Source organism: Bacillus nitratireducens, assembly GCF_036320425.1.
GTDB classification, from domain to species: domain Bacteria; phylum Bacillota; class Bacilli; order Bacillales; family Bacillaceae_G; genus Bacillus_A; species Bacillus_A nitratireducens.
This window is the reverse complement of the sequence record NZ_JAUMJO010000006.1, coordinates 42,981-57,999: the sequence shown is the minus strand read 5'-3', so window position 1 is coordinate 57,999 and position 15,019 is coordinate 42,981. Positions and strand designations below refer to the sequence as shown.

The following is a 15,019-nucleotide window of genomic DNA, read 5'->3' as shown; positions in this document are numbered from 1 at the left end:
ACAAACACCGTAGTAGTAGTCAAAAAAAATTTGAAATAACACGCCAAAAACCCGACCTTCCTTCCTATATATAGTACAAAGAAGAAATTTTCATTTTTGAATTAGGACGGGAGGAATTGGGATGGCGGTGTATCGTAATGTGCAGGTGAATTTTTGGCAGGATGATTTTGTTTTGGATTTGACGCCGGAGGAGCGGTATTTTTATGTGTATTTGTTAACTTGTTCGAAGACGACGCAATGCGGGATTTTTCCTTTTCCGAAGCGGTTAGCTGAGATGGAGACTGGTTATAATCGGGAGACTGTTGATAAGCTTGTGCAGCGCTTCATTGATTATGGGAAGATTCTTTATGATGCGGATACGAGAGAGTTATTCGTTTTAAATTGGCTTCGTTATAATCCTGTGACGAATACGAATGTGGAGAAGTGTGTGCTTCGTGAGCTGAAGGGTGTGAAGAATAAGGAGTTTGTACATATGTTTATTCAGAAGTGTGTAGAGGAGGAGCTGAATGTTCCGATGCTTTTAGCACATTTCGGTATGCCTAGTGATTCGGCCGTTCATGATGTTGATCCGGTTTGTGAAGAGGCGGAAGAAGAGGTTATAGAGGAAGAGACGGGAAGTCGCGTGTTTTCTTTTTTCGAGCAACATTTTGGTAGTTTGTCTCCTCATACGGTGGAGGAACTGAGTGCGTGGATGGATGATTTGTCAGAGGAGCTTGTGCTTAAGGCTCTTCAAATTGCGTTTGAGAATAATAAGCGGACGGTTGCTTATGTGAAAGGGATTTTGAGAGGGTGGCACGGGAAAGGGTTTACGAAAGTGTCTGAGGTTGAGGCGGATACGTCGAAGTTTCGGAAGAAGGAGTCGTTTGTTAGTACTGGAGAGACAGAGAATTTTTTGGCGAAGTGTGACGAGTGGGAGAAGAATGTGCCGTCTGAGGAAGAGTTGCAGCGCTTTTTAGCGGAACGCGGGTGGCGGCCATGAGTATTCAAAATGTGGAGGCGGAAAAGACGGTATTAGGTTCTCTATTACTTGATGGAGAGCTTATTAAGGAGTGCCGTTTGACGGAGCAGTATTTTTCGATGCCAGTGCACAAGTCTATATTTCAGTTAATGCGAAAAATGGAAGAAGAGGGGCAACCGATTGATCTTGTGACGTTCATTTCTAGGGTGGATCCGAACTTTTTGAAGGGGATTGGGGGAATGGAGTATTTTATAGGGTTAATGGATAGTGTGCCTACAACTGCCAACTTCTCTTATTATGAGGGGCTTGTTCGAGGTGCATGGAAAATGTATCAGGCTGGCGTTCTCGGGCACAAAATGGGAGAGCGCCTTATTGCGGAGAAGAATGAGAAAATTATTGGTGAGACGATTACGGAACTTTGTGAGTTAGAGGAAAAGGACCGTGTATGTGAGTTTGATTTGAAGGATGCGTTAGTTGGTTTGTATGAAGAGCTTCATCAAGATACGAAAGAGCATACTGGTATTGAGACTGGTTATATATCGTTAAATAAGATGACGTGCGGATTACAGGAAGGTGATTTTGTTGTTCTTGGTGCGCGTCCTTCTATGGGGAAGACTGCGTTTGCGCTAAATGTTGGGCTACATGCGGCGAAGTCTGGAGCGGCAGTTGGGCTGTTTTCATTAGAGATGAGTAGTAAGCAATTGTTAAAAAGGATGGCGTCGTGCGTAGGTGAAGTATCAGGAGGCAGGCTGAAAAATCCGAAGCACCGTTTTGCGATGGAAGACTGGGAAAAGGTGAGTAAGGCGTTTGCGGAGATCGGGGAATTACCACTTGAGATTTACGATAATGCAGGCGTTACGGTGCAAGATATTTGGATGCAAACTCGTAAGTTAAAGAGGAAGCACGGTGATAAAAAGCTTTTAATTATTGTAGATTATTTGCAGCTTATTACGGGCGATCCGAAGCATAAGGGCAATCGATTTCAAGAGATTAGTGAAATTTCTCGTAAGCTTAAGTTATTAGCGCGTGATTTAAATGTTTGTGTAGTAGCGTTGTCGCAATTGTCTCGTTCAGTAGAATCACGTCAAGATAAGCGCCCGCTTTTATCTGATTTAAGAGAGACAGGACAGATTGAGCAAGACGCGGATGTCATTATGCTTATGTATCGCGAAGATTATTACGATAAGGAAACGATGCAGAAAGAGATGACGGAGATCCATGTGGCGAAGCATCGGAATGGGCCTGTGGGGAGTTTTAAGCTGCGATTTTTGAAGGAGTTTGGGCGGTTTGTGGAGATGGTGAAATAGCGCATATTCGTTTGGGTGATGCGGATGTTGAATAACTCAGTATAAAAGTAGTAATTAAACAAAAGATGGATCGTATAGCTACCCATCTTTTATGTGTATTTAAAAACAATATTTGTTATTTATTGTAATTTATTGGTATGATACTTATATATCAATAAATGGAAGAAGGAGAATAGGGATGCTTGGTCATATGAAATTCAAACTTATTGCTGTAGTCTTTTTTTTCTTTGCACTTGTATTTTTACTTGATGGGTACATATCAATTGCTTTTTTGTTGGTTCTAATCGGTATCGGAATGTGGGCTTGGGGAAATGTTAGGCTTAAAGCAGCTAGAGAAGAAGGTGCGATTAAAAAAGATGCTAGAAGACAAGCAAAATACGATAAAGTCTTTAACAAAGAGTATTATAAAGAAAGACGTAAATAATAGAAAAAGTGCTAGAGAAAATCAAAAAGACTAGTAAACTAGTCTTTTTGATTTAAAAGGTCTCTAATATATATATTTGTTACAGGCGTATCTTTCGCCTTTTGTTCAATAAAATCATATTCATATATATAACCATTTTTATCTAATACATAACGTTTCATTACGACTACAGCTCCAGCGTGATTATCTTGTCTTAAAGCAAGTAGTGTATTACCATCATCAGTTGTACCTTCTACATCTACTTGATAGTCTTCAGGATTACTTTTATTAGAGATTAAATAATCTTCCACTGCAGCCATAACTTCTTTCGTTTTGTATCCGGATTCTTCAGGTGAGGGAGCAATAAACGTCTTATCAGTCAACTGCCTCTTTAACTTTTCTTTATCGGTGTTTGGTGATGATGATTTTTGTGCAGTTTCCTTATTATTTTCTTTACTATCACTATTATTTTGATCTGGATATTCATTTATTACTTTTTCAGTATTCAAATCAATGATTTTAAGGTTACTTATAGTTGGTGTATCTAAACCGCCAACTTCAAACATAATGGCGTAATTTGAAAGTATTTGTATGACTTGTCCGCCGCCGCGATTTGTGGAGATTGTACCTTTTGTATTGGAGTTTTTCTTAAATTCCCAACCAGCATCTTCAAGGCTATTATCCCAAGGAGAGCCTGTGTAAATACTGTAGATTTTTTGTGCTAATTTTTTATCTAATTCATATGTTTTTTGTTCTTTGTTTGGTTTAGATTCTAAATCAGCAAGTTTTTTTGTTAATTCTTTATTTGTTTTTTCTAAGGAGTCGTTTTCCTTTTGGAGAGTCTGTAATTCAGTATTAGAGTTAGTATTTTCATTTGCTTTACTTGGAGTGCTATTACAGCCTTGTAAAAGTAGTAGTGATGTGGCGAGTGTGAATATGACTTTAATCTTTTTCATAAATACCCCTCTTTTTCTCTTTTATTTCCTTTTCTACCATATAACGTATAATGTTGTTCGTCAAATTAACTTCCGCTAATATCAAATACATAAAATATGGTGAGCGAGTTGGAAGTGGAAGATTCTCAACATTAAAACACCAGTATCATTCAGATAGATACTGGTGTAGAGAATGAAAATAACAGTAACGAATATTTCCCCGGGGTATGTTCATCTATCTTAAAAAATACTTACTCCATATTCTTCTTATAACTAACCCGCAACAGCCCCTTAAAATCCACCTCAGCAATCAACACACTCAGCAATATAAGCGTCGCTCCTAAATACCCTTTCCCTGTCAGTGTTTCACCTGTGAAAACAAAGGCAAATCCTGCGGAAAAGACAGGTTCTAATGAGAAGATAAGTCCCGTATGTGTAGGCGTCGTGTATTGCTGGGCGATAACTTGCACGATGAAAGCGACTGCGGTGCAAAATATGCTTAAGGCTAAGATGATTAGCCATGAGTTGGTTGTGCTAGGCAGTTTTGGTGTTTCGATAATGAATGAAAAAATAAGACTAAATAGGCCGACGAAACCGAGTTGTATGACTCCAAGTGCAATTGAGTTCACATGTTTTGTTACGCTGCCAGTGATGATGACATGAATCGCATAAAATAAGGCTGACAGTATGCAAAATATATCGCCATTACCGATCTTGAATTCGCTAGTTAATGTTAATAAGCCGATTCCTATTATCGTTAAAAAGATTCCTACTATAACTTTCTTTTCTGGAATGTGTTTTAAAAATATAGCTGATAATATCGGAATGAAAATGACTGTGAGACATAGTAAGAAACCAGCATTTGAAACACTCGTATACTTTGTGCCGAAAGTTGCGAAAATGTAAACGATAAATAAGACAGAAGCGAGTATAAATGCATATTTTACCGTTTTAAAATCGATTTTGAATAAATGTTTGTAAAATATTAAACCTGATAAAAGAAAGGCAATAATGAATCGTAATGCGATTAAGTTGTATTCTTCTATGCCTTCAAGTCCAACCTTTGTAAGTAAGATGGATGCACCCCAAAAGAATGTAACTAGTAGTAGCCCTAAATCCGCTTTTAATTGTAGTTTCATTTCTATTCCCTCGTTATGTATAAATTTTATAATCCCATACCCCTATCCCCATTTTTTATTTTAATATTAATTCTGAATATTTGTAACTTAAATTTATCGACGTTTTACTCCATAAGAAAGAGTCTGTTTTATAATCCGGTGTCATCGGTGTATAAAACAGACTCTTTTCGTTTAAAAGTTCCGATCCAACAACAATCCAAGCTGCTCCGCGACAACTTCCGGCGGATCGGGAAGTCCCTTCATAAAGTATGTCTCCACGACTCCTACGATAGCGGATCCGAAGAATGTAATGATCATGTCTTCACTAAATCCTTTGTTTATTCCTTCTTTAATATCTACGTCATCTTTTATTTGTTCGATGATGTAATCGAAGAAGTGTTTGCGGAAAGCGGAAGCTCCTTTTCCTGCAAGCATTGTTGAGAAGAAGAAGTAGTGCTGTTCCATGTTTTCGAACCAAGCGATGCAAGCTTCTCTAAAGCTTAAATCATGGAGGGGAGCGCACAGTGTTTTTAGAGCTTCGATACGTTCTACAACGAGTTTGTCGAGTAAATCAAATTTATCGAGGTAATGAAGGTAGAACGTTCTGTTTCCGACGTCCGCTCTGGTGCAAATGTCCTTTACTGTAATTTTATCAAATCCTTTTTCGGCCATTAGTTCAATAAAAGCGTTTTTGATTGCTTCTTTTGATTTAATGATCCTTCTATCGACTTTTTCCATTGTTTTCACCAAACTTTCTTGAGAGTTAATACACAATGTTTATAGATGTGTGTATTAATGCGTGAATTCACTAAAATTGACGTTTGAAAACATCTCTTTTTCATTTTATATTATACACACGGGAGAGATAATACATCAATGTGCATTAATTCTTCCGAGTGTCATTTCTGAATGAAAGTGGGGGATAGAAGTCAGATTTCGTGCTCTAAGTAACTTTCTTCAAAAGAACAAATAACAAAATAATGACAATTTTATATATGAAAAACAACGAGAAAGAGGTCAATTATGAATCCGAAATATAACAACTTATTTGAAGCATTTACATTTAAATCTGGCGTTACTCTGAAAAATAGAGTCGTGATGGCGCCGATGACAACTTGGGCGGGTAATGATGATTATACGATTTCAGATGAGGAAGTAACGTATTACAAAAAGAGAGTGAACGGAGTAGGGCTTGTGATTACGGGATGTACACACGTACAGGCGAACGGCATCGGTTTTACAAATGAGTTCGCAGGTTATGACGATACGTTCATCCCAAGTTTACGTAAGTTAGCGGATGCGGCTAAGAGCGGCGGAGCTCCGGCTATTCTTCAAATTTTCCATGCAGGGAACAAAGCATTACCTGATTTCACACCGGGCGGGGATGTAGTGAGTGCAAGTGCTTTAGAAACAGAGGCTTCTCCGTTTGCACCATCTGTATTACCAAGAGAACTTTCGCACGATGAAATTTTAGAGGTGATTCGTGATTTTGGAGAAACGACGCGAAGAGCAATCGAAGCTGGTTTTGACGGCGTTGAAATTCACGGCGCGCACGGATTTTTACTACAAAACTTCTTCTCACCATTCTTTAATAGACGTGAAGATGAGTGGGGGGGTTCTTTAGAAAATCGCTTACGTTTCCCGCTAGCAGTCGTTCGTGAAATTCAATCCGTTATTAAAAAGTACGCGAAAAAGCCGTTCGCATTAGGTTACAGATTCTCACCTGACGAACCGCAAGAAGGTGCTTTAAGAATGAAAGATACGTATGAGTTAATAGATCATCTTATCCGAGCAAATATTGACTATGTTCACGCTTCATTAGCACGTGCCCTTACTGCAAAACCAGTTGATAGTCAGGACGAGAAAACGTACCTTGAGTTAATCGCCGAGCATGTAAACTGCAGAATTCCTTTGATGGCAGCAGGTTCTATCGTAACACCAGATGATGCTTCTTTAGCACTAGAAAAAGGAATCACACTTACGGCGATTGGCCACGGGTTAATTATGAATCCAGACTGGGTAGAGAAAGTGCAGGACGGAAAAGAAGATGAAATTCAAGCGTCAATTAAGAAATCAACAGTAAGTGAGCTGGAGCTTCCAGAAAAGCTGTGGAATGTCATTGGGGCTTCAGGAGCATGGTTTACGATTGAAGATTAATTATGAAAGTGTATCAATAAAAACGAATATGAAATGGAGAGATTTATATGAAAAAGCAAGTAACGTTTAAAAAATATAATTTGAATATGGCTGGTAATCTTCATGTACCAAACGAAATGGATCATCACAAGAAATACCCGACTCTTATCGTTTTACATCCGGCTGGTGGAGTGAAAGAACAAACTGCGGGTCTTTACGCTCAGAAGTTAGCGGATGAAGGGTATGTCGCGTTAGCTTTCGATGCTGCTTATCAAGGGGAAAGTGAAGGGCTACCTCGCTATCTTGATGATCCAACATCTAGAGTAGAAGATGTGCGAGCGGCGGTAGATTATGTAACGACACTTTCTTTCGTTGATCCAGAGCGAATTGGTGTAGTTGGTATTTGCGCAGGTGGTGGTTATGCGATACGTGCAGCACAAACTGAACGTCGTATTAAAGCTGTTGTAGGAATTAGCGCGGCAGATATGGGAAGAACGTTCCGCGAGGGCTGGACTGGTGAAGCGCCGATATCTAGTGCAATTCAGACGCTTGATGCAGTCGCAAAGCAACGTACTGCTGAAGCAAATGGGGCGGAACCGATGTATCTTTCTTACGTACCGCATGAAATTGATGAAAATACGGATTCAGAAACAGCTGAAGGATATGAATATTACAGAACAGCTAGAGCGCATCATCCGAATTCAGTAAATAAATTGCTGTTTTCAAGCTTTGATAAAATTTTAGCGTTTACGGCAATCGATGAAAAAATTAGTACTTTATTAACGCAGCCACTTCTATTAGTTGCAGGAAGTAAAGCAGGGACACTTTGGCAAAGTAAAGAAGCTTATGAATTAGCGAACGAACCGAAAGAATTAGTCGTTCTGGAAGGTGGATCTCACTTTGATTTATACGATATTCCTGAGTATGTCGATCAAGCGGTAGTGAAGGCAACGGAGTTTCTTGGCAAGCATTTGTAATTTGATTTTTGCGAGGCAGTAGAAACACTTTCTACTGCTTCATAACAAATAGGAAAGGGAGTTTTGAATATGACGAACGTATTAATTCTTGGAGCGAACGGACAAATTGCGCATCATGCGATTGATATATTTTTAAATGAAACGGATGCAAAGTTAACGTTATATTTACGAAATGCAGATCGAGTACAGCAATACGCTTCTGATCGTGTACGTATTGTGGAAGGTGACGTTTTAAATCGCGAAACGTTAAAAGAGGCGATGGTAAATCAAGATGTAGTGTATGCAAATTTAGCTGGTGACGATTTAGAAGAGCAGGCGAAAATTGTTGTGAGTGCGATGGAAGAGACTGAAGTGAAACGTCTTATTTTCATTAGCGCACTTGGCATTTATGATGAAGTGCCAGGAGAATTTGGTAAATGGAATAACCGTACGATTGGTCAATATTTAGGGCCATACCGAAAATCTGTTGATGTGATCGAAGCTTCAAATCTTCATTACACCGTATTACGACCAGCATGGTTAACGGATTATGATGAAGTGGAATATGCAATTACGGAAAAAGGTGAGCAGTATAAAGGAACGGAAGTATCACGTAAAAGTGTTGCAGCTTTCGTCGTGAAATTGGCAGGGGCACCAGATTTACACGTTGGCGGAAACTTAGGTGTAAATAAACCGAATACAGACGGTGATAAACCAGCCTTTCTATAAGGAGGATGCAAATGAAAGTTATAATTTTTGGAGCGACAGGTATGGTCGGCCAGAGTGTATTACGAGAAAGCTTATTAAATGAGGAAGTAAAAGAAGTCGTAACAATCGGTAGAAAACGTACGAATGCGATGCATGAAAAACTAACCGAAATTGAGCTTACAAATGTGGCTGATTTATCGTCCATTGAAGAAAAAATAACTGGATTTGATGCATGCTTCTTTTGCCTAGGTGTTTCTTCTCAAGGCATGAAAGAAGATGAGTATACGAAAGTTACGTACGACTTAACGTTATCTACCGCAAAAACATTAGCGAAGTTAAATCCGAACATGACATTCATTTACGTATCCGGTAGCGGCACAGATAGTACAGAATCAGGACGTACGATGTGGGCGAGAGTGAAGGGACGAACGGAAAATGAGTTATTACGTTTACCTTTCAAATCTGCGTATATGTTTAGACCAGGATTAATTATCCCGACAAATAGTGTGAAATCAAAAACGAAATCATATCAATTGATGTACGATGTGATGAAGCCATTTAATCCTCTTTTGAAGAGATTCGGCAGTGTTATAACTTCTGAACAATTAGGAAGAGCGATGGTGCGAGTTGGGAAAGGTGGGTATACCCATTCGATTGTTGAAAGTTCGGATTTGAAGAAAATCGGTATGTAATATGTACAAAAAAACGCCTATTTCATATAGGCGTTTTTTGATGGTGAAGTTATTCCTCTTCAAACTGAAAAATATCCCGATTAATAAGTTGGTGGAAATACCTATCCATTTCAGCTGCAGAAACTTTTCTTTCATTTTTAAACCACCATGCGCTTAATGAGGTAATTGCCCCTGAATAAAATTCAATGATTAAATCATTTGGCATCGTATGGTTTTTGCAAAGTTGATTTAACGCTTCTATTTCCTGTTTTCTCGTTTCGTGACTTAAATACTGTGTCCGGCTAATAAATTGTGCATCAGACATTTGCGTCTCTAATATTTTACCGATTTCTTCATGATGTAGAAATTGTTCCATTACTTGAAATGGTTTGCTTAATCGATCTGAAACTGGTATTCCCGCAATCATTTTGCTGTAGCGCTTAAATCCAAATGCTAATAAAGCATCTTTATCTTCAAAATGTTTATAAAAGGTTGTTCGATGTACCATCGCGCGATCACATATTTGGTTAATCGTGATGGTACTATATTTCTGTTTTGATTGCGTCATTAATTCAAATAAGGAATCCCAAAGTAATTTATGTGTACGTCTAATACGTAAATCAAGTTGTTTTTCATTATCGTTCATCTACAATTCTCCTTTTTTGTAGATTAAATATACAATGGCTGAAAATTGATTCTCCCTTTTTAATCTACATATGTATATTATATTACATGTGTTCCGGCGTATTTAAAACTTTTTAAGTAAGAAACAGGAGGAGAATCTGCAAATGAATATAACAACTAAGAGCCCTGCAAGTGGCAAAGTTGATACTTCTAATATGAAACATACCCCGATTTTAATTGCATTACTTTTAGGGGCAATGGTTGCATTATTAAACGAAACATTACTTGGTAATGCGTTAACGGTATTAATGAAAGAATTTGACGTAACAGCTTCAACTATTCAATGGCTTTCTACAGCTTACATGTTGGTAGTTGGTGTTTTAGTACCAATTACAGCGTTACTTCAGCAATGGCTCACAACGAGACAAATGTTTTTGATCGCTATGGTAACGTTTTTAGTCGGTACGTTAATTGCGGGATTCGCACCGACATTTTCCGTTTTATTAGTCGGCCGTATCGTCCAAGCAGTAGCGACGGGGTTAATTTCACCGTTATTAATGAATACAATTTTAATTATTTGTCCGCCTGAAAAACGTGGTGCCACAATGGGATTAATCGCACTCGTTATGATGTCAGCTCCAGCAATTGGTCCTACATTATCTGGAGTAATCGTTGATTCACTAAATTGGCGCTGGTTATTCTACATTGTTATTCCGATCGTAATCATTTCCATTGTAATTGGAATGAAGTACATTCAAAATGTTTCAGAGTTAACAAGGCCAAAAGTAGATTATCCATCAATTCTTTTATCAACATTAGGATTTGGCGGAATTGTGTATAGCTTTAGCGCATCAGGTGATTTAGGATGGTCCGATACGAAAGTGTACGGTGCTTTAATTGTTGGGCTTATATCACTATGTATTTTTGTCGTTCGACAATTAAAAATTGAGAATCCAATTTTAGAATTACGCGCATTTAAAGTTCCGATGTTTACAATATCAGTTGGATTAATCGTCATTGTTATGATGTCGTTATTTTCAACGATGACTTTATTACCGATGTTCCTGCAAACAGTTTTACTCGTTACAGCCTTTAAATCAGGATTAATAATGCTTCCAGGAAGTATTATTAGCGCCATAATGGGACCAATCGCAGGTAAACTATTTGATAAATTTAGCCCGAAAGTTGTTATCGTTCCCGGCATTGTGTTAGTAGGGATTGCAATGTTCTTATTTAAAGGCATTACTCCTGATACATCAATGCTACAAATTATTGTCATGCATAGCGTATTAATGGTCGGACTCATGTTTGTCATGACAGCACAAACATATGGTTTAAATCAATTAACACCAGATCTATATCCGCACGGAACAGCGCTGTTTAATACGTTACAGCAAGTAGCCGGCGCAATTGGTACAGCTATCTTTATTTCGAAAATGTCTTCAGGAACAACTAAGTATATGGAAAGCTCTGCAAATCCAATGGATCCAGTAGAGAAGTTAAACGGTTTAACATCAGGATTCCAGGGTGCATTTACACTAGGGTTAATCTTTATCGTTATTGCTTTTGTTGTATCGTTGTTCTTAAAAGAAGAGAAAGAGGAAGTAAAGGCAGCAGGGGTTTTACAGAACGAAAATTAAGGTTCATATAAAAAAGACATCTTTACGATTAAAGATGTCTTTTTACATTTCTTTCGTAATGTCATACTGCAGCAATTGCTTTTGATCGTAAAACTTTTCGAAAATAATACCCATTACGTAGAAGAACAATAGTCCGAAGCAAATGTGAATGAGTGTAAATATAGCTCCGAATGAAGAAAATTCATACACCATAATTGGTAATTTCGCAGTTGTCCAAACGCCTAAGAAAAATACGATGTACCTAATGCTTGCGCCTTTTTTTAATAGTAGTGCTGCAATCGGAAAGGCAACATAGAGGGGACCAGCTGCAATTCCGCCTAATAATAGAGAGAATAAGATTCCATATATGCCGGACTTTTCTCCCATGTATTTCATTAGCGTCTCTTTCTTCACCCACTGATCGAGTAACCCTACAAATATTAGGACAGGAGGGAGTAGAAATAGCATATCTAAAATACTATTCCCTGTTAGTTGTAATGCGCTCCATCCCAAAGATTGGTTTATAAAAGTTAATAAGAGAAGCCCAAGCAGTAATATGAAAAAGAAGCGATATCTTTTTAGTTCTTTCATACCATCACCACCCAAATGATATAGGAGAATAGGAGTGACATGAGTAATGCAGATGCATTACGTGCGTAAGCAAAGCTTCGTCCGAATATCTTTTGTTCCATCGGCAAGGTTGTAATTCCTACTGACATGAGTGTAGACATAAGTGCCGCAACTTGAGGAAGGCCTGCGCCGTACTCTACTAACGTATTACCAAGAGGAAATACGACAAAGCTAGGGATAAGTGCCACAGAGCCGAGTATTGCAGAATAAATAACACCTAAAAATCCAGACTGTTCTCCAATGATGGAAGAGATGAAGGACGGCGTTAAGATAGAAAGTGATAGTCCAACGAAAAGCATGATGGAGAGCATGGCAGGGAGAAGGTTTTGAAATATTTTCCATGATTTTAATAGGGCAGCTTTCGTTTTATTCCGATCCTTCATAAAAGAAATCCCCGTAAGAATAATGGCCAAAGTGTAAAGAATAGCGCCATTAATCATGATTAGATTCCTTTAAGTCTTTATATTTGTTTAGGAAAAAGGTTAAGTTTTTCATTTTTCCCTCAATATCTATTTGAAAATCCGCCAATTGTTCCTTTCCAGCAGGCGTAATTTTGTATATCTTTCTCGGTTTGTCTTGATGATCTGTACTTACATAAGATTCAATAGCGCCTTCGTTTTCTAATTTCTTCAGCGTGCGGTAAAGGATGGCACTATCGATTGGATTGACTGGAAGTTCTTCTTCACATTTCTGAAGTAGCTGTCCGCCATAGTTATCACCTTCTGCTAAAAATAACAAAAGAAATGCACCTGTATGTCTTCCTGTATGTTTCATGAATATACCTCCTGGAATTTATACTGTTAATGACAGTATACTGTTGTTAACAGTATATGGTGCATGAAGTGCTATGTCAATTTAAAAATGTTGATTCGTGCAAAGGGAGATTCCTGTTCTCATCTTTTTAAATAACAAAATAAAAGCCACTGTTTTCTTGTGACAGTGGCTTTCATAGTTGGTAAACTACTATATTACGCTTAGGGAATCTCGCCTTTTGATAGTAACACATATATGTTAGCCCTATATTGAGAAATAAAAAAAAGACACTCTCAAGAGTGCCTCTTATTAGCAGCTGATTCCGCCGCCCCAACAGCTAGCGCCAACGATGATTAATAAGATAAAAAGCACAACAAGTAAGGCGAATCCACCGCCAAAACCACAGCCTCCACCACAACTACCGCCATAACCCATATTAACTCCTCCTTCCATAAAGTCCATATATTAATGGATTTATATCACTTTATGTTTTTACGGATAAACTTGAGCAGGTCCCTTTGAAAAATAAAAGTACTCGGTATTTTAAGAGAGTTGACGAGTGTATTTTTGTCACGAGTATTCCGCTGATTACATATGTTATTTTATTCTGTGTATTGGGGGAAGGAGGATCTTTATGGCTAATTCTGAGATGATTTTACGTTTACTTACGGATTTAAAGATTGAACAGCAAGCTTTAAGAGAACAGCTAGAGAAAATGCAAACAGCTTTGACTATTCTTGAAGAAAAACAAACTACTCCTGAAGAGAAATCAACTATTCTTGAGGAAAAACCAGCTGCTCCAAAGCAAAGAGCTTATTCTGGACGCCCAACATCGTTTCGTGATTGGAGAGCATCTTCTCAAAAGAATTAAGGGATCCTGTGATAGTAAGTTACACAAAATCACAAATGAAAAAGTACAGTCTACTGTAGTTAATACAGAGGCTGTACTTTTTGTTGTGTTAGTAAAAGTGGTTTATCTATTTTATCCCGCATTAATGGGCAGTAAGACCCCCACCTCAAAATTCAGCGAAAGCAAAGAAGTTAGGTGGGGGATCAACTGCCCATAAAAGCCTGATTGGTTCAACTAATAATCAGTGGGGGATGAAGAAAACCCCCACTGATTAAAGTTTCACTTTATATTTTCTTTGACTATTCCACTTTTAACTCGATCCCTTTACCCAACATATCTCCATTAACTTTTAACGTTAATCCTTGCGTATTTTTCGGTACATCGAATACAATGTTCCCTTCCGAATTTTCATGAGGATTAAGAACACCAAATTTAAAAGTAGCGGTATTAGCAGCTTTAAGTACTAATTGATATTCATTAGAAATGTGATATTCTCTTCCGGTTCCGTCAATTAATGTAAAGTTGTCGCTATGTAGTGTAATGGGTTCTTCTTTATCATTATGCACTCTGACGTCTAATACTTTAAATACACCTTGTGCTTGAACTTCTCCATTCCCTATAACGTCTAATGAATCGACAGGGCCTATAGAGATGTATACATCAGAAGAATTTCCACTAGTTGGAAATTCTTTTTGAGGATCCTTGTCGCTAAGTTCATCATTCTTTGTTTCTTTAGAAGTCTCTTGTTCGTTTTTCGTGTTACTGCTAGATGTATCATGTGAACCGCAAGCTGATAATCCAAATAAGAATGTGCTACATAATAATGATGCTACTAACTTTTTGTTCATAGTTTGTTCCTCCGAAATAAAAGTACTTTCATGGGTGCCATAATGATTTAATAAATCTATATTTTTCTTTATATGTATTAAATGTTACATTTTATTATATTTATTTTGGAATAAAAAGGAAACTTGATACAAATAAACAAGACACTTTGCAGTGTCTTGTTTATTTAAGTTATGCGCATTACTTAATAAGACGTTAGTTGCTCATCCTGAACATGAGTAACTATGTAGGATGGTTTAATTATAACATTTTAACCAGTAATGGGTCTATATGGAATTTAAATAATGGGTACGTTTTGTTATTTGGAATGCGAGATGTTGTATATTATGTTGGGATTTGATCCATTAAAAGCAGTAGACAAGGTAAATGAGCATACCTTATTTCATAATTTACACAAATTGTGTAGAAAAGTATGGAGCTATATTTCCCTTTACACGAACATAAAGGTATAATATAGTTTAGTTAAGTTAACTAAACTATATTACGAAACGAAATAACAGCATGA

18 protein-coding genes are annotated in these 15,019 nt (G+C 37.7%); 9 read left to right on the top strand and 9 right to left on the bottom strand.

Going from position 1 to position 15,019, the window contains the following annotated elements; all coding sequences use genetic code 11:
• The first annotated feature begins 121 nt into the window (after positions 1–121).
• The 3 genes from Q3V31_RS22285 (at position 122) to Q3V31_RS22275 (ending at position 2,689) form a co-directional block, all read left to right on the top strand.
• A complete protein-coding gene (locus Q3V31_RS22285) occupies positions 122–979 on the top strand; it encodes a DnaD domain-containing protein (RefSeq protein WP_329767212.1) in 858 nt (285 codons plus the stop codon).
• Positions 976–2,265, top strand: coding sequence for a replicative DNA helicase (gene dnaB, locus Q3V31_RS22280; protein ID WP_329767211.1), 1,290 nt, complete (start codon positions 976–978; stop codon positions 2,263–2,265). The genes Q3V31_RS22285 and dnaB overlap by 4 nt, the downstream gene beginning before the upstream one ends.
• A gap of 178 nt (positions 2,266–2,443) precedes the next feature.
• Positions 2,444–2,689, top strand: coding sequence for a hypothetical protein (locus tag Q3V31_RS22275; RefSeq protein WP_328023127.1), 246 nt, complete (start codon positions 2,444–2,446; stop codon positions 2,687–2,689).
• A gap of 38 nt (positions 2,690–2,727) precedes the next feature.
• On the opposite strand, the gene Q3V31_RS22270 is transcribed toward Q3V31_RS22275, so the two are convergent.
• The 3 genes from Q3V31_RS22270 to Q3V31_RS22260 form a co-directional block, all read right to left on the bottom strand.
• Complete coding sequence (locus Q3V31_RS22270) at positions 2,728–3,624, bottom strand: hypothetical protein (protein WP_329767210.1); 897 nt, start codon at positions 3,622–3,624, stop codon at positions 2,728–2,730.
• Between the two features lie 230 nt (positions 3,625–3,854).
• Entirely contained in the window at positions 3,855–4,742 is an 888-nt protein-coding gene (locus tag Q3V31_RS22265; RefSeq protein ID WP_088007424.1) for a DMT family transporter, read from the bottom strand.
• Positions 4,743–4,913: 171 nt separating this feature from the next.
• Positions 4,914–5,459 (bottom strand): TetR/AcrR family transcriptional regulator, encoded by a 546-nt coding sequence (locus tag Q3V31_RS22260; RefSeq protein ID WP_329767209.1) that lies wholly within the window; start codon positions 5,457–5,459, stop codon positions 4,914–4,916.
• Between the two features lie 285 nt (positions 5,460–5,744).
• Here Q3V31_RS22260 and Q3V31_RS22255 point away from each other — a divergent pair, with 285 nt between their 5' ends.
• From Q3V31_RS22255 to Q3V31_RS22240, 4 genes are all read left to right on the top strand, one after another.
• A complete protein-coding gene (locus Q3V31_RS22255) occupies positions 5,745–6,878 on the top strand; it encodes an NADH-dependent flavin oxidoreductase (protein WP_329767208.1) in 1,134 nt (377 codons plus the stop codon).
• Positions 6,879–6,925: 47 nt separating this feature from the next.
• The gene (locus Q3V31_RS22250) at positions 6,926–7,834 is read left to right on the top strand and encodes an alpha/beta hydrolase (RefSeq protein WP_329767207.1); all 909 of its coding nucleotides are present in this window, start codon (positions 6,926–6,928) and stop codon (positions 7,832–7,834) included.
• Between the two features lie 69 nt (positions 7,835–7,903).
• A complete protein-coding gene (locus Q3V31_RS22245) occupies positions 7,904–8,542 on the top strand; it encodes an SDR family oxidoreductase (protein WP_329767206.1) in 639 nt (212 codons plus the stop codon).
• An 11-nt stretch (positions 8,543–8,553) separates the two neighbouring features.
• The gene (locus Q3V31_RS22240; protein WP_329767205.1) at positions 8,554–9,213 is read left to right on the top strand and encodes an NAD-dependent epimerase/dehydratase family protein; all 660 of its coding nucleotides are present in this window, start codon (positions 8,554–8,556) and stop codon (positions 9,211–9,213) included.
• A gap of 49 nt (positions 9,214–9,262) precedes the next feature.
• On the opposite strand, the gene Q3V31_RS22235 is transcribed toward Q3V31_RS22240, so the two are convergent.
• Positions 9,263–9,838, bottom strand: a complete 576-nt coding sequence (locus Q3V31_RS22235; RefSeq protein WP_090814031.1) for a TetR/AcrR family transcriptional regulator — start codon at positions 9,836–9,838, stop codon at positions 9,263–9,265.
• Positions 9,839–9,980: 142 nt separating this feature from the next.
• On the opposite strand from Q3V31_RS22235, the gene Q3V31_RS22230 reads away from it, so the two are divergent.
• Positions 9,981–11,456, top strand: a complete 1,476-nt coding sequence (locus Q3V31_RS22230) for an MDR family MFS transporter (protein WP_329767204.1) — start codon at positions 9,981–9,983, stop codon at positions 11,454–11,456.
• 42 nt (positions 11,457–11,498) lie between these two features.
• Here the strand turns inward: Q3V31_RS22230 and Q3V31_RS22225 are convergent, their stop codons facing one another.
• From Q3V31_RS22225 to Q3V31_RS22210, 4 genes are all read right to left on the bottom strand, one after another.
• On the bottom strand, positions 11,499–12,026 hold the full coding sequence (locus Q3V31_RS22225; RefSeq protein ID WP_329767203.1) for a permease: 528 nt from the start codon (positions 12,024–12,026) through the stop codon (positions 11,499–11,501).
• Positions 12,023–12,505, bottom strand: coding sequence for a hypothetical protein (locus Q3V31_RS22220; RefSeq protein WP_000606930.1), 483 nt, complete (start codon positions 12,503–12,505; stop codon positions 12,023–12,025). Before Q3V31_RS22220 ends, Q3V31_RS22225 begins: the two co-directional genes overlap by 4 nt.
• Positions 12,498–12,839 (bottom strand): PadR family transcriptional regulator, encoded by a 342-nt coding sequence (locus Q3V31_RS22215; protein WP_000683184.1) that lies wholly within the window; start codon positions 12,837–12,839, stop codon positions 12,498–12,500. Before Q3V31_RS22215 ends, Q3V31_RS22220 begins: the two co-directional genes overlap by 8 nt.
• 288 nt (positions 12,840–13,127) lie before the next feature.
• The gene (locus tag Q3V31_RS22210; RefSeq protein WP_016128830.1) at positions 13,128–13,253 is read right to left on the bottom strand and encodes a YjcZ family sporulation protein; all 126 of its coding nucleotides are present in this window, start codon (positions 13,251–13,253) and stop codon (positions 13,128–13,130) included.
• 199 nt (positions 13,254–13,452) lie between these two features.
• Here Q3V31_RS22210 and Q3V31_RS22205 point away from each other — a divergent pair, with 199 nt between their 5' ends.
• Positions 13,453–13,689 carry a hypothetical protein gene (locus Q3V31_RS22205; RefSeq protein ID WP_000013685.1) on the top strand — a complete coding sequence of 79 codons (237 nt, stop codon included), beginning with the start codon at positions 13,453–13,455 and terminating at the stop codon, positions 13,687–13,689.
• A 278-nt stretch (positions 13,690–13,967) separates the two neighbouring features.
• On the opposite strand, the gene Q3V31_RS22200 is transcribed toward Q3V31_RS22205, so the two are convergent.
• On the bottom strand, positions 13,968–14,516 hold the full coding sequence (locus Q3V31_RS22200; RefSeq protein WP_016128831.1) for a DUF4352 domain-containing protein: 549 nt from the start codon (positions 14,514–14,516) through the stop codon (positions 13,968–13,970).
• Positions 14,517–15,019: the final 503 nt, after the last annotated feature.

Coding starts and splice junctions, on each gene's coding strand:
- Q3V31_RS22210 (WP_016128830.1), bottom strand. CDS start 13,253: ATGGGTTATGGCGGTAGTTGTGGTGGAGGCTGTGGTTTTGGCGGTGGA.
- Q3V31_RS22205 (WP_000013685.1), top strand. CDS start 13,453: ATGGCTAATTCTGAGATGATTTTACGTTTACTTACGGATTTAAAGATT.
- Q3V31_RS22200 (WP_016128831.1), bottom strand. CDS start 14,516: ATGAACAAAAAGTTAGTAGCATCATTATTATGTAGCACATTCTTATTT.
- Q3V31_RS22245 (WP_329767206.1), top strand. CDS start 7,904: ATGACGAACGTATTAATTCTTGGAGCGAACGGACAAATTGCGCATCAT.
- Q3V31_RS22260 (WP_329767209.1), bottom strand. CDS start 5,459: ATGGAAAAAGTCGATAGAAGGATCATTAAATCAAAAGAAGCAATCAAA.
- Q3V31_RS22230 (WP_329767204.1), top strand. CDS start 9,981: ATGAATATAACAACTAAGAGCCCTGCAAGTGGCAAAGTTGATACTTCT.
- Q3V31_RS22235 (WP_090814031.1), bottom strand. CDS start 9,838: ATGAACGATAATGAAAAACAACTTGATTTACGTATTAGACGTACACAT.
- Q3V31_RS22215 (WP_000683184.1), bottom strand. CDS start 12,839: ATGAAACATACAGGAAGACATACAGGTGCATTTCTTTTGTTATTTTTA.
- Q3V31_RS22275 (WP_328023127.1), top strand. CDS start 2,444: ATGCTTGGTCATATGAAATTCAAACTTATTGCTGTAGTCTTTTTTTTC.
- Q3V31_RS22265 (WP_088007424.1), bottom strand. CDS start 4,742: ATGAAACTACAATTAAAAGCGGATTTAGGGCTACTACTAGTTACATTC.
- Q3V31_RS22285 (WP_329767212.1), top strand. CDS start 122: ATGGCGGTGTATCGTAATGTGCAGGTGAATTTTTGGCAGGATGATTTT.
- dnaB (WP_329767211.1), top strand. CDS start 976: ATGAGTATTCAAAATGTGGAGGCGGAAAAGACGGTATTAGGTTCTCTA.
- Q3V31_RS22220 (WP_000606930.1), bottom strand. CDS start 12,505: ATGATTAATGGCGCTATTCTTTACACTTTGGCCATTATTCTTACGGGG.
- Q3V31_RS22250 (WP_329767207.1), top strand. CDS start 6,926: ATGAAAAAGCAAGTAACGTTTAAAAAATATAATTTGAATATGGCTGGT.
- Q3V31_RS22270 (WP_329767210.1), bottom strand. CDS start 3,624: ATGAAAAAGATTAAAGTCATATTCACACTCGCCACATCACTACTACTT.
- Q3V31_RS22240 (WP_329767205.1), top strand. CDS start 8,554: ATGAAAGTTATAATTTTTGGAGCGACAGGTATGGTCGGCCAGAGTGTA.
- Q3V31_RS22255 (WP_329767208.1), top strand. CDS start 5,745: ATGAATCCGAAATATAACAACTTATTTGAAGCATTTACATTTAAATCT.
- Q3V31_RS22225 (WP_329767203.1), bottom strand. CDS start 12,026: ATGAAAGAACTAAAAAGATATCGCTTCTTTTTCATATTACTGCTTGGG.